Consider the following 13052-nt stretch of genomic DNA (forward strand, 5'->3'; position numbering starts at 1 on the left):
TTACAATGCCTACATTTGTACGGTAAAAAATGCTGGGACTACAACAATCACAAGCACCTCTGCCAGCATCAGAAACATCGGAAGCAATAACTTTGTTCCTGCTTTTTCCCCGAGCCGTCTTGCTCTTGCTTTTCGCTCTTCAAAAGACTGGATTGCTTCCAGCCGAAGCAGGTCATTTAGACCTTTTGTACCTTTTCTCAGGTTTTGTGACAGCAATGCACCAAATCTCATATATTCCTGTGTCCCGCATCTTCTTCCGAATTTCTCATAACATTCTGCTTCCGGAACACCGCCATCCATCTGTCGGCATGTATACTTCATTTCTTCATAAACTGCACGCTTCCCTTGCTGCTTTATCCGCGAATCGTAATCATTTACAATCTTTCTCCATGCTTTGCGGACCGTCATTCCTGCGCCTAAAAGTAATGTCAGCTTACTGATGACTTCCGGATAATCCAGACACATCTGTTTTTGTCTTGCCTGTTTTTCTTTTATCTCGTTCTGCTTGTCCAGCGCAAAAAACAGCACGGAAATCACAACTGCAGCCGCCATAATTACTGCACCTCTCCAGTTCATTACCGTATAAAAATGTATTTCCTGTCCGTCCACCTGTTTCGGCAATGTTAACGTTCCAGATTCTCTGGTATCCTGATCTTTTTCTGCCACTGTCCGGCGCACCTTTTCTAATAACGCTCCATTACTTCCGGTCATTCGTGGATAGACCATTGCCATACATTCATACAGTACCTGTTTTTCTACATCTTCCCGATACGTCAATATGGCTGTCAGCTTCACCGGTGTCCCTTCACTTACAAGCTTATCTTCCTTTAATTTTCCGTAAATATTGATCACATCATAGCGGTCAAGCTTCCATGTAACGTCGATCGCCTTTCCTGGAATCTCGGTCAGAAGATTCAAATCCCGGTCCACATGATCCAGACTTACATTCTCCCCCAGAATCAACGAATCCATTTTCTTTACTGCCTGCTTTAATACCTGACTGATTTCCTGTTCTCCATAGACCTGCTCTGTTACTTCGATCGGAATTTCCCCCAATACTCGGTCTTTTCCCTCTACACGCAGTTCTTCCGTCTTCTTCCCTTTGCCATAAGTTTTTCTTGTGATCTCCTCTACATTTTTTCTGTAGGCACCATTGTAATCCCAGATAAGAGCTGCAACGCCCACCGAAAACACCACTAACATGATCCCGATACTCAGACTTCGATCTCGATGATCTTTCGCCCAAGCCCGTATGCGCCCAAATATATGATCAGACATCCTGTCATCACTCCTCTTCCTGCTATATTTCCGTAAAGATTTCCCATAAATTCCGGAAAACTGACAGTCATATAAAGTACAATTCCAAAAGGAATGACCGACATCACCTGAAATTCATATTTTTTCGCCGCCAGCATTGTATCAATTTCCCGTTTTACATCAATTTTGTCTCCAATCTGATCCGCTGTATTGCGGATAATAGACATCAGATTTCCTCCGCTTCTCTTGGCCGTGACAAAGACTCCGGCAAAGCTTTCCACATCTGGAAGCTTTGTTCTCTCGGCCAGTTCTTCTACTGCTTGTTCCACCGGTACTTGTACCCGAATCTGCCTGACCATAATTTCCAGCTCACGTAGAATTGCCGCATCATCAGAGTAAAAAACCTGCATCTCTTTCAGGCTCTCTTTCACTGCATTTTCCACAGAATATCCTGTATTCAGTAAAGAGGAAAATGTCTGTATCAGTTCTTTGAACTGTACTAGAAATTCCTGTTCTTTTCGCTTAATGCATTCGTCCAGAAGCTGTATGTAATACCACACGCCTGCCGGAATCAACAATATAACTGCCACCCATGAGCGATAATATATCCATGCCGTTCCTGTCACAATAATGATGACCTTCAAGATCATTTTTACATATTCACACTTCTTTATATCCTGCTGCCAGTAACTTCTGTGTATGAACCAGGTCGTCCATTTTTCTCCAAGTTCCCTGAATTTTCCCATCCTTTTCTCCTGCCTCTTCGAATCTGTACAGTGGACTCACCAGAATCTCACCGTCCTGATAATCCAGGATTTCTGAAACCTCCAGTACTTTACGGCTTTTATCTCTGAGTCTTCCAAGATGCACAATAATGTCGATTCCTGATGCGATTTGTCTCTGAACTGCCCCCAGAGGAAGATCCATTCCCATCAGCACCATGCTCTCCAGCCTAGAAAGCATATCCTTAGGACTATTGGCATGACCGGTACTAAGACTTCCATCATGACCGGTATTAAGTGCCTGCAGCATATCAATTGCTTCGGCTCCGCGAACTTCCCCGACAATGATGCGATTTGGTCTCATCCGAAGCGCCGTCCGAATTAATTCGCGTATAGTAATCTCACCTGTTCCCTCAAGATTGGCGCATCTCGCCTCAAGAGTTACCAGGTTTGGAATATCTAGAATCCGTAGTTCTGCGTTGTCCTCAATTGTAATGATTCTTTCATCCTTTGGTATGTATTGCGATAAAGCATTCAGGAATGTGGTCTTGCCTGATCCGGTTCCTCCACTGATGAATATGTTGTAGCCTGCCCTAACAAGCTTTACCAGAAATTCTTTTACTTCCCGGCAGATAGAACCCCACCGGATCAACTGTTTCATTGTAATTGCTTCTTTTGGAAATTTTCTTATGGTTACTATGGGCCCATTTAAAGCGATGGGCCTCAGTACCACATTTACTCTCGACCCGTCCGGAAGTCTTGCGTCCACGATTGGAGATGCTTCATTTACGATTCGATTGGATCCTGCAACGATCTGTTGAATGACATCTTCCAGCTTCTCCCGCGAAACAAACCTTTTCCCGGATCTGATCAGTTTTCCTTCCTTCTCCAGAAATATATTCTCAGTCCCGTTAATCATAATCTCCGTGATCTTATCATCTTCCAGAAATTCCTGAAGAAGATCAAATTTCCGGAATGCATTAAATAATTCTCTGCCAAGCTCCGCCTTTTTCCCAAGCGGTATATATTCTCTGCCGGATGCCTCGTCCAGCACGCGGTGAATCAACTCCGTCAGCTCCTCATCCGGAATATCTCTGGACAGATCCAGTTCCTCCAGAATCCTCGCATGAAGCTGTTCCGCCTGTATCATGTGCGTTGCTCCTTTCGTATGATCTTACGTCTGACATCCTCGTAGCCCAGAAGTTCCAGTTCTGCCTCGAACTGCGCCACCTTCGCCTCTGCGACCGGCTCATCAATCGTAAGCATGTGAATCTCATTACAGATTCGAAGCACCCGGTAAATGTCCCGAACGCCTTCATCCATATCCAGAATCACGATTTCATAAATACTTTGTTCTATAATTTTCTGTATTAGCCTGATCCACTCTTCCGAGTCAATCTCCTTAATGTCTTCGGATACAGGCATCGGTACTATATAATCCAGATTTTCCGAGTGTCTCACAATAGTTGTAAGTACCGTTCCGATATTGCTCTGTTCCTGCCTTGCATAGTACAGGACATCTGCCAGTGTCTGTGTTCCTTCCGGAAAATGTCCACCTTCTCCACCGTAAGTTTCCATTCCCAGATACAATACATTTGCCTCCTTTGCCAGTTTTCTTCCAAGCCGGATTGCATAGGTTGTCTTTCCAATTCTTCTCACCGGAGAATATACCGCAATTACTCTGCAGTTCTTTTTACCGGTAATCTTTAAAAATATCTGCTTCTCGTCTCCTGACATGCTGCACTGACGAATCATTTTCGCCAGGATCTGATCTCCCGGCTGGTATTTGTAGATCGGCACCTCCCGGTTTTCCAACGCCACCTCTCTTTCTGGTGCGATTACAAATACCATACCGGCTTTTACCTGTTTTCTGGAATCTTCCGGATACTCCGAAGATATGAACAGAAAATCGATCTTCTCTTTCTCCTGTATAGCCAATACATAAGAAAGATCACTGCATGTCCTGACACGGACCGCCAATTCTTTCTGTCTTGTAAGATACTGTGCAAACGCGGAAGCAAATTTTGTCTCTGGATCACAGATTACCAGATTTTTGCTCTCCACATATTATCCCTCCTCTTCTTGTGTGTTCTCTCGTTATCTTCTTAGGAATTCATGACCAGAATAAATGGTCGAATAACATTGAATTACTTTGAATAACTTGAATGGTTATGTCTTGCCAACTAGAATATAACAATCAGATGTCTTGGATTATAGACAGGCTTTCCCCTTTTGTCTATCCCTTTTTTAGAAAATGTAAAACTTTGTGCAACATAGATAGATTTGTTTTTATCAATCATTGAAAATCATCTGGAAACAGTTATAATATATCCATAGAATTTTAAAACTTACCGACTTTATCTCACTTGAAAGGAGTCCATATTATGGAGTTCAAATTCTTAAAATTACGCGATTTACAAGGTAAAACTCCTTCATTTCCTGCTGCGGGCGAAGTACACATTATCTATGTGCCGGAACCGGATGACAGCAACTTGCACAAAGCAGGTGCCGGGCGTGCCATGATCAGAGAAATCCTTTCTTATTATCTGTGTATTGACAAAGGTCTGGTATGCCTGCATGAATCCAGGCATGGCAAACCCTATCTTGCCTCTCCAGCAATCGGACGGAATCTTTATTTTAATATTTCTCATACCGAAGGCTACCTTGCATTTGCAATGTCAACCTCTACACCACTAGGTATTGATATTGAAAAAGTTGACAGAAATGTCAGGCTTCAATCGCTGATGGGACGTTTTTTTCACGCGGAGGAAATCAAAAAATTCCTTGATTACTCTGACGAAGAGCGTGTAAAACATTTTATCCATTATTGGACTTTGAAAGAATCCTTCGTAAAGGGACTTGGAACGGGTATGACAACTTCTTTCACTTCTTTTTATCTTACGAAGGAATCCGAACGTACATTTTACGTCACTCCGGATAAAAAAGAACTCCAGGACGAATATTCATCCTGGAGAATCACTTCCATTCTTGCTCCCAAAGGGTTTATCTGCAGTGTTGCTTACCGGCTCTCATAAAAGGCCACACCATATAGCAGGGCAACCCCCGGGACTCCTAATGTTCCGGAGGCGGCCATTGTTATTGGATTCAGCCCCACCCTTACCGGAATCTCTTTTGACACGAAGAATCCATTTATCACAAGAATCAACATCACCCCGACTGCCATACGAATCAGAAAATTTATCATAAAATTCGAACATCTCTGTGACATATCCAAGCCTCCTTCTATTTTCATATATATCCTTGTTAAGCTTACCATATGACATATTTTAAAATATCCCCGCCTGATTTTTATTCAGAAATGCTGTTTCATTTCATAGGTTTAATCTTAAAAATCAGTATTATTTATATAGCATACTATTTTTATCCCACATGTTTTTCTATTTAAAAAAGAGGATCTCCTCCCGGAAATCCTCTCATCTGCTTCTTTATTCTGCCGATTTTTTAAGAATATCTAATTTACAATTCAATCTCTATCTTGCGATCCGATCTCTTGTATTGGTGATAAGCCACTCCTGCTGCATCGAACATACGCATAGATGCCTGTACAGCTGTGCTTCCATCATATTTGTTACAGTCGTAGATAACTTCTTTGATTCCACTTTGAATGATTGCTTTTGCACACTCATTACATGGGAAAAGAGACACATAGAGCTTTGCTCCTTCCAGACTTCCTCCACGGAAATTCAGAATCGCATTCAGTTCACTGTGTACTGTATAGACATATTTTGTCTTTAATGGATCTTCTCCTTCTCTCACCCACGGGAACTCATCATCTGAACAGCCCTTCGGCAGTCCATTATATCCCATAGATAAAATCTTATTATCCTGACTGACAATACAGCACCCAACCTGAGTATTCGGGTCTTTGGATCTAAGTCCGGATAGCTTTGCTACTCCCATAAAATACTCATCCCAGTTGATATAGTCTTTACGTTTATCACTCACTGCTGCTTCCTCCTATTTCGTTCCGAAAATACGATCTCCAGCATCACCAAGTCCCGGAATGATATACTTATGCTCGTTGAGTTTTTCATCCAGAGCACCGATATAAATATCTACATCCGGATGCTCTTTCTGCATACGTTCTACGCCTTCCGGAGCTGCTATAATGCACATGAAACGAATATGTTTCACACCTTTTTCCTTCAACATCTGAATTGCTGCTACGCTTGAACCTCCTGTTGCCAGCATAGGATCCACAACAAATACTTCCCTCTCATCACAGTCTGCCGGAAGCTTACAATAATATTCCACTGGTTCATACGTTTCCGGATCTCTGTAAAGACCGATATGACCTACTTTTGCAGCCGGGATCATGCTCAGCATTCCATCGACCATTCCCAGTCCTGCACGTAAGATCGGTACAACTGCCAATTTCTTCCCACTTAATTCTTTTCCAACCATCTTACAGATTGGTGTCTCGATCTCTACATCCTGTAATTTCAGATCTCTTGTTGCCTCATAACACATAAGAGCCGCAATCTCCCCAACAATCTCACGGAACTCCTTGGAACCAACTTCTTTTCTGCGGATATAATTCACTTTGTGCTGGATCAGCGGATGATCCATAACCTGTACTTTAGACATGTTTTTCTCCTCCATCTCATGACATGTTTATCAGATTTTTTAATATCCGGCACACATCTGATTTGATCTGCACCACATAAAGAGCCATCAAGCCTCTATCACATGATGTCCTGCTGCCTTTAGCAATCGATTCATAATTGCACTGCCGATTCCTCCGGCTGCAAATGATTCACTATATATATACTCTACTTCAGCATCATCGAACTCGCGCAATACCGCATACAAATGATTGGCGATAGTTGCTTCGTCTGCCCTTGTTCCTATGCTTTTCACTACGTCTGCCTTGTATCGTCCTACAGTCTCTTGTGTTCCGATCACACCGACTCTATGTCCTTTAGCCATACGCTCTGCAGACATCTGGTTGATCGCATCGATCACAAGTTCCATCGGTCCCTCCACAATACTAAGATCCGCTTTCGGAGCATAATGTCGATACTTCATCCCCGGAGCTTTCGGTTTCACTTTGCTGTCCGGCGTGATCAATGTTCTGTCAATGTCTACTTCACCGATAAGTTCCGTGAGCATCTCCTTTGTAATCGCACCAGGGCGTAAAATCATAGGCGGTGTTACGGTCATATCCAGAATGGTAGATTCAACTCCGATATCTACTGCTCCTCCATCTAAAATCATCTCGATCTTACCGCTTAAATCTTCTTCTACATGCTCAGCTTTCGTCGGGCTCGGACGTCCTGAAGTATTCGCACTTGGCGCAGCAATATACCCGCCGCCCGCATCGATCAAAGCTCTTGCGATCTCATCACTTGGCATACGTACTGCAACTGTATCCAGACCTCCTGTTGTCTCATATGGCACTTCCTCTGTCTTCTGGAAAATCATTGTAAGCGGTCCCGGCCAGTAAGCATCAGCCACTTTATAAGCAACTTCCGGAATAATATCTGCAATCTTATCCAGTGCTCCCATATTCGTAATATGCACGATCAGAGGATTATCCGAAGGTCTGCCCTTTGCCGCATAAATCTTGGTTGAAGCGGTCTTATTCAAAGCATCAGCACCGAGACCATATACTGTTTCCGTTGGAAACGCTACCAGTCCACCTTCTTTTAAAAAGTCTCCGGCCTGACCAATAATCTTCTTTCCTTCCTCTGTATTAAGTTGTTCTTTTGTAATTTTTTCTACTATTGTCTTCATGTTTTTTATTATACTACACCTGTTATCACTTTCCAAATATTTTTTCGAACCAAATCACGTCTGTCTGGCTATTTATCATTCTATGTATCATCGGCAGCATTTCTCAGATACTCGTCAATTCCTGTTGCGATTGCCTTGGCGATTTTTTTCTGATAATCTTTTCCCGCCAGAAGCTCTGCTTCTTGTTGGTTGCTCAGGAAACCACACTCTACGATGATTGTCGGCACCTGAGTCCTCCTGAGCAGGTAATATGTATCATTGGCCTTTTCCTGCCTCGTATTCTCACTGTCCGCGCCAAGAAGCGCCTGCTGCATCAGCTTTGCCGCTGTATGCCCTTCTGTTGAATGGGAATAATAAAATACCTGTGCACCATGTATTTCCTCTTCGTGATAACTATTCTGATGAATGCTGACCGCAAGCCCCGGAGCCTTTTCATTTATCAGATCAACTCTCGCTTTCATATCCTGTATTTTGGAATTTCCGGAAGTTTCTCCTGCGAGCATCTGATCTTTTTCCCTGGTCATAACAACTTGATAACCTTTATTCTTCAGTTCTTTTTCCACTTGTTTTGAAATCTTAAGGTTGATATCTTTTTCCAGGACTTCATTGATACCAACCTTTCCCGGATCACTTCCCCCGTGACCACTATCTATAACAACAAGATCCATCTTCCGCTCTTGTTCACTTTTCACCTGATCCGATTGTACATATTTTTCCAGATTTCGGCTGACGGTATAGATTCCTGCCAGCGCCAGAAGTAATACTAATAATTCAATTTTCTTGCGCACTTCCTGAAACCTCCAAAACTTCGTATATTTCACCAAAGCACCTGTTTGTTTCAGTATATGAATTTTCCCATCTGTTCATTCAAAAAAAGAAAGACCAGAAAGTAATCTCACTCTCTGATCTTTCATCACTCTAATTTACATACTTCAAAATCAAATCCCAGATATCTGAACTTTCCTGTCCTAATGCCCATGCGGCAGTACCTGCAAGCTTATTCTCCTTCATGAGTTGAAGCTTCGGCTCAATCGAGGTTGCATCCTCCAGCCAGATTTCATATGTTACACCGTCAGCTTCCCAGGTCGCATAATTATTCCCGGTTGTTTCATCTAATGTTGTTTCTGCACCTGCCTGGCTGATCTTATCTCTGGCTGTAGACATTCCCAGTGCTTCACTTGTCACCTTCATCGGATAATCTGCTGCTTCTGTTCCTGCCTCCTGATTCAGTTCTTCCTGTGTTTTCGGCGTTTCCGACCACAGTCTTGTAAAGAACGGAATCCCATTGATCACTTTCTCTGCCGGTACTTCTTTGATCGTCTCCTCAATTCCTTCTTTTACAAATTCATAAGAAGATACTGAACCTGCTTCCAGTGAACTTCCATTATGCTCATCATATCCCATAATAATGACATAGTCTGCCATAACGCCCTGTTCTTTGCGATTGTACTGTTGATTATATCCCTTAGGAACATAATTATCCACCGAAAGTACGATACCATTTTGTCTGCATTTTACAGACAGTTCTCTGATAAATTGTATATAATGAACTCCACAATCTTTTGAAATCTTTTCAAAATCTACATTGATGCCGTCTATTCCGACCTGCATCACCGCTCCTATCAATTGATTGATAAGATTCTCTCTTCTCGAGCTATAGCTGAGTAATTGAAGTGATTCATCATTGGATCCGATTCCCCCATCGAAATCCCTGATAGCGGCCCACACTTCCAGGCCTGCCTGATGTGCATAATTTACATAATCTGTTGAAGCAATCGATTCAAGATTCCCTTCTGTATCTTTCACATGGAACCATGTCGGCACAATTGTCGTTAACCCTTTACTATTTGCAAGTCTCTGCTGCAAACCGCTATTGGCGGTACTGTTGGTTACATTATGCCATGCCATATTAATGGTATAATCTTTCTTGATACTGGTGTATTCCGGTTCCGTAAAATCGCGAGTAACATTCTTAGTTTTTTCATTCTTCAATGCATTTTTCTTCACATATCCGATATACCCGTCTTTTGTAAGAATCTTTTTCCAGTTCTGTTCATTCTCCAGAACGATCACTTCATCTTTTTTCTTCACATCTGTCACGATTGGGCTCTTAACCCCGCCGCGATATCGAACCTGTGTATCTGACTTCACTGTTGCAACCTGTTTCTTTCCCCAGTCACAAGTAATCATCACCCGGTTCGGACTATCATATACTTCATAATCTATATTCGTATATTGCTGAATAAAATCTAATGCGACATAAGTTGTGTTTCCTTCTGTCTTCAGGATAACATAATCTTCACTTTTCTTTTCTTTGGAAACACTGTAATCTTTGCTTCCGATTTCCACAGTTACAATATCTGTCGGCAGTGTGTACAAAAGCTTGTTCTCATTGGCATCCCAGTAAAAACGGCTGTTGATATAATCTCTTACAACTTCATATTGCACATACGCTTTCCCATCCGATATCATTCCGTGAGGTTCCACAATCTGATCATCTACCGTAATAGCCATCTGACTATCGTTTTCAATTCCATAATATTTTTTTACATCCATCCGTTCCTTTGACGGACTGTACTTCTTCCACAGAAATGCTCCTGCAATTGCGGCTATCCCAAGTATGATCAATAATAGGATCATCAATCCTACACGTCTTTTTCGCTTGCGTTTTGTCTGCGCTTTTCTTGCTGCCGGCCGTGCCGCCTGCTTTTTCTGATTCTTAGAGATCTTTTCTGCCTTCTGCGGTCTCTTCTTAGGTCTCTCCTGACCATCTTCTGGTATCGGACGTCTCTTCTTCGGTCTCTCCTGACCGTCTTCCGATACCGGACGTCTCTTCTTCGGTCTCTCCTGACCATCTTCCGATACCGGGCGTCTCTTCTTCGGTCTCTCCTGACCGTCTTCCGATACCGCCGGTCTTTTTCTCACCTTAGATTTTCCCGCTGACGATCCTGCATTTCTCGCTCTGCGGCGTTCTCTATCTTCTACGGCTGCCTTTCCTGACAAAGTTTCCGCATTCTCCCGACTTACTTGTCCTCTCGCTCCGCCCTCAGTCTCCGTGCGGCCGGATGACTCCTGGCGTCGCTGATTCTGCAGATTGCTGGCGCTTTTTGCCCACTCCGTTTTTTTTCGCGGATCTGTGGTTCTCTTGATTTCCTTTTCGTCCATGCTGCACCTCCTACTCGCTATTATAACAAACGAGTGGACATGCGTCATCCTTTTTCGACAAATTCAGGCCTTGCTTATGAGGGTACTTACACACTTTTTTTCAAGAATGCCTCGGCATTCTTGCTGCGAGGTGCGCGTCATGCAATTGCATGACATACTTCTACTGCGCACCTCTGCAAGTCTACACTCCGTTTCGGTCGGCGCAAAACCATTGTCCACCGGACAATGTGCGCCCTGCCGGAGGCTATATCATCTATCTTGTTCCTGCATCTCTACGTCATCAAAACACAATTCTTTTATATCTCCATTATCATTCAACACATAATCCCGCATATAGACTGCATCCTCCCTCACAATGTGAGCCTGCACAATCTGCATGGGACTTGCCGGCACCCCGTTCATTAACATATATACTCCCTTTTTTTCATAACCTGCCAACTCTGAAAAAAGACTTTGATAATTCCTTTCTCTGGGGTCCCCCATGACTTTACCTCCTCCTCAATAATGCACTTCCCCGGTCGCATTGTCTTCGAAATCTGTATATGACAAACCAGAAGGATAAAATGCCGTGATACATTATCCCACATATCCAGACACGTCCACTTTTCTGCTAGAAAACAGCCGTGCATTACTATTCAACTATCTGTTGCTTTGTTACTTATCTGATTGATTTTTTCATGATCTGTTGTTATTTAATTGTTATTTGATTGTACTCTAATTGTTATCTGATTTTTTCTGATTGTTGTTTTTATCTGATTGTTATTACTCTTGAATCTTTGCGCGGAATTCGCGCTATTTCTCGAATTCTTATTCTGATTGGCTAGATACTGTTAAGAATTACTTTTTAAGAAATATGTTCTAAAAATATAGTTACCAGGGAAAACTATTTTCTAGTACGGTCATTATAATGGATACTCTTTTTAAAAGCAAGCACTTTTTTGATTTTATATTTATTTTATTGAACAAAAAACTTTTTCTATGCTATACTATGTGAAAGGAAGTGATAAATATGAAGATTGAAAAATTAAGTGACAATCAGATACGCTGTACATTAACACGCGCAGATCTGGCCGAACGTCAGCTCCAACTCAGCGAACTGGCTTATGGTACAGAAAAAGCGAGATCACTTTTCCACGATATGATGCAACAGGCAGCACAGGAATTTGGTTTTGAAGCAGAGAATATGCCATTGATGATTGAGGCAATCCCTTCTTCCTCAGATTCAATCGTGCTGATCATTACTAAAGTCGAGGATCCAGAGGAACTCGACACGCGTTTTTCGAAATTCGCACCTCTTCCGGGGCAGGATGGAGATTCTTCCCGTCAGGGACTCCCGGACAAACTGGAAGGTGCTGAATCTCTTCTTGATCTGCTTGGCAAAGTCAAAGAGAAGATTAATGCTGCACAAAGTTCTTCCAAACCGGAAAATCCAGTCAGCTCTTCATCAGAATCTCTAGATGATCCTGAAACTGAAGCTTTGGAGAATGAAATACCAAAAGACGCTGCACCTAAGAAACCTGCAATCCGTCTGATTTCATTTGCCTCTATGGATAATGTCCTTGCGGCCTCACGATTACTTGGAAATATGTACTTTGGTGCGAACACTTTGTATAAAGATACTGCCGAAAATATTTATATCCTTGCGATGACTCAGTCAGAACATACACGAAAGGATTTCAGTCGACTCTGTAATATGTTATCTGAATACGGTACATTAGAGAAGACCTCCGGCGCTACAATTGCTTTCCTCGGAGAGCATTGCAAAGTACTACTGGAAAATGATGCAGTACAGCAACTGGCTAATGTTTAAACAAAACTAAGAAAAATCATTCAGGTTTATGCCTGACAATAAAAAGCGGATTCCAATTGGAGTCCGCTTTTTATTGTTCTATTTTCTGTTGTTCTGCAAATCTAATATTACTCACCAAGTTTTGCATTAATTGTTGCATTCAGTTTCTCAACAAGAAGATCTGAATCAATTCCGTGAACATATGCAGCATCTGCAAGTGATTCTCCGATAGAGCTTGGGCATCCGATGCAATGCATTCCTAATCCTGTAAGAACATCTACAATTTCAGGGCACTGCTCATAATATGTCTGAAGCAGTTCTCCCATAGTCATTTCCTTTGTAACTCGTGCCATGTGTGCACC

14 protein-coding genes are annotated in these 13052 nt (G+C 42.4%); 2 read left to right on the top strand and 12 right to left on the bottom strand.

Annotated features, from left to right (window positions below; translation table 11 throughout):
* Window positions 1-9: 9 nt before the first annotated feature.
* From LI164_RS10320 to LI164_RS10335, 4 genes are read right to left on the bottom strand one after another with little or no spacing between them, the layout of a single operon-like run.
* Entirely contained in the window at window positions 10-1278 is a 1269-nt protein-coding gene (locus LI164_RS10320; protein ID WP_227087094.1) for a type II secretion system F family protein, read from the bottom strand.
* Window positions 1215-2003: a type II secretion system F family protein gene (locus LI164_RS10325; RefSeq protein ID WP_331464372.1), complete on the bottom strand. Its 789-nt coding sequence runs from the start codon at window positions 2001-2003 to the stop codon at window positions 1215-1217. Before LI164_RS10325 ends, LI164_RS10320 begins: the two co-directional genes overlap by 64 nt.
* The gene (locus LI164_RS10330; RefSeq protein ID WP_227087095.1) at window positions 1918-3129 is read right to left on the bottom strand and encodes a CpaF family protein; all 1212 of its coding nucleotides are present in this window, start codon (window positions 3127-3129) and stop codon (window positions 1918-1920) included. The genes LI164_RS10325 and LI164_RS10330 overlap by 86 nt, the downstream gene beginning before the upstream one ends.
* Window positions 3126-4043, bottom strand: coding sequence for a hypothetical protein (locus tag LI164_RS10335; RefSeq protein WP_227087096.1), 918 nt, complete (start codon window positions 4041-4043; stop codon window positions 3126-3128). Before LI164_RS10335 ends, LI164_RS10330 begins: the two co-directional genes overlap by 4 nt.
* 320 nt (window positions 4044-4363) lie before the next feature.
* On the opposite strand from LI164_RS10335, the gene LI164_RS10340 reads away from it, so the two are divergent.
* Window positions 4364-5014, top strand: coding sequence for a 4'-phosphopantetheinyl transferase superfamily protein (locus LI164_RS10340; protein WP_117606188.1), 651 nt, complete (start codon window positions 4364-4366; stop codon window positions 5012-5014).
* Here LI164_RS10340 and LI164_RS10345 read toward each other — a convergent pair.
* From LI164_RS10345 to LI164_RS10375, 7 genes are all read right to left on the bottom strand, one after another.
* Window positions 4999-5208, bottom strand: coding sequence for a pro-sigmaK processing inhibitor BofA family protein (locus LI164_RS10345; RefSeq protein WP_005341864.1), 210 nt, complete (start codon window positions 5206-5208; stop codon window positions 4999-5001). The two genes, LI164_RS10340 and LI164_RS10345, sit on opposite strands and share 16 nt — an antisense overlap.
* Window positions 5209-5456: 248 nt before the next feature.
* Window positions 5457-5945: a dCMP deaminase family protein gene (locus LI164_RS10350; protein WP_005334985.1), complete on the bottom strand. Its 489-nt coding sequence runs from the start codon at window positions 5943-5945 to the stop codon at window positions 5457-5459.
* A gap of 12 nt (window positions 5946-5957) precedes the next feature.
* The gene (gene upp / locus LI164_RS10355) at window positions 5958-6587 is read right to left on the bottom strand and encodes a uracil phosphoribosyltransferase (RefSeq protein WP_029730612.1); all 630 of its coding nucleotides are present in this window, start codon (window positions 6585-6587) and stop codon (window positions 5958-5960) included.
* 87 nt (window positions 6588-6674) lie between these two features.
* Window positions 6675-7736 (bottom strand): L-threonylcarbamoyladenylate synthase, encoded by a 1062-nt coding sequence (locus LI164_RS10360; protein WP_005334977.1) that lies wholly within the window; start codon window positions 7734-7736, stop codon window positions 6675-6677.
* A gap of 80 nt (window positions 7737-7816) precedes the next feature.
* Entirely contained in the window at window positions 7817-8524 is a 708-nt protein-coding gene (locus tag LI164_RS10365) for an N-acetylmuramoyl-L-alanine amidase (protein ID WP_227087097.1), read from the bottom strand.
* 130 nt (window positions 8525-8654) lie between these two features.
* Complete coding sequence (locus LI164_RS10370; RefSeq protein WP_227087098.1) at window positions 8655-10901, bottom strand: glycosyl hydrolase family 18 protein; 2247 nt, start codon at window positions 10899-10901, stop codon at window positions 8655-8657.
* Window positions 10902-11150: 249 nt separating this feature from the next.
* Window positions 11151-11384 carry a hypothetical protein gene (locus LI164_RS10375; RefSeq protein ID WP_005334973.1) on the bottom strand — a complete coding sequence of 78 codons (234 nt, stop codon included), beginning with the start codon at window positions 11382-11384 and terminating at the stop codon, window positions 11151-11153.
* A gap of 526 nt (window positions 11385-11910) precedes the next feature.
* Between LI164_RS10375 and LI164_RS10380 the strand changes: the two genes are divergently transcribed.
* On the top strand, window positions 11911-12711 hold the full coding sequence (locus LI164_RS10380; protein ID WP_005341884.1) for an adaptor protein MecA: 801 nt from the start codon (window positions 11911-11913) through the stop codon (window positions 12709-12711).
* Window positions 12712-12818: 107 nt separating this feature from the next.
* On the opposite strand, the gene LI164_RS10385 is transcribed toward LI164_RS10380, so the two are convergent.
* Window positions 12819-13043, bottom strand: a complete 225-nt coding sequence (locus tag LI164_RS10385; RefSeq protein WP_005334971.1) for a DUF1858 domain-containing protein — start codon at window positions 13041-13043, stop codon at window positions 12819-12821.
* Window positions 13044-13052 lie beyond the last annotated feature (9 nt).

The organism is Dorea sp. 210702-DFI.3.125, assembly GCF_020560945.1.
Taxonomy (GTDB): domain Bacteria; phylum Bacillota; class Clostridia; order Lachnospirales; family Lachnospiraceae; genus Dorea; species Dorea formicigenerans.

What these genes read in the sequence shown, in the direction of transcription:
- upp (WP_029730612.1), bottom strand. Translation starts at nt 6,587, where the DNA reads ATGTCTAAAGTACAGGTTATGGATCATCCGCTGATCCAGCACAAAGTG.
- LI164_RS10345 (WP_005341864.1), bottom strand. Translation starts at nt 5,208, where the DNA reads ATGTCACAGAGATGTTCGAATTTTATGATAAATTTTCTGATTCGTATG.
- LI164_RS10330 (WP_227087095.1), bottom strand. Translation starts at nt 3,129, where the DNA reads ATGATACAGGCGGAACAGCTTCATGCGAGGATTCTGGAGGAACTGGAT.
- LI164_RS10340 (WP_117606188.1), top strand. Translation starts at nt 4,364, where the DNA reads ATGGAGTTCAAATTCTTAAAATTACGCGATTTACAAGGTAAAACTCCT.
- LI164_RS10360 (WP_005334977.1), bottom strand. Translation starts at nt 7,736, where the DNA reads ATGAAGACAATAGTAGAAAAAATTACAAAAGAACAACTTAATACAGAG.
- LI164_RS10375 (WP_005334973.1), bottom strand. Translation starts at nt 11,384, where the DNA reads ATGGGGGACCCCAGAGAAAGGAATTATCAAAGTCTTTTTTCAGAGTTG.
- LI164_RS10325 (WP_331464372.1), bottom strand. Translation starts at nt 2,003, where the DNA reads ATGGGAAAATTCAGGGAACTTGGAGAAAAATGGACGACCTGGTTCATA.
- LI164_RS10385 (WP_005334971.1), bottom strand. Translation starts at nt 13,043, where the DNA reads ATGGCACGAGTTACAAAGGAAATGACTATGGGAGAACTGCTTCAGACA.
- LI164_RS10320 (WP_227087094.1), bottom strand. Translation starts at nt 1,278, where the DNA reads ATGTCTGATCATATATTTGGGCGCATACGGGCTTGGGCGAAAGATCAT.
- LI164_RS10370 (WP_227087098.1), bottom strand. Translation starts at nt 10,901, where the DNA reads ATGGACGAAAAGGAAATCAAGAGAACCACAGATCCGCGAAAAAAAACG.
- LI164_RS10380 (WP_005341884.1), top strand. Translation starts at nt 11,911, where the DNA reads ATGAAGATTGAAAAATTAAGTGACAATCAGATACGCTGTACATTAACA.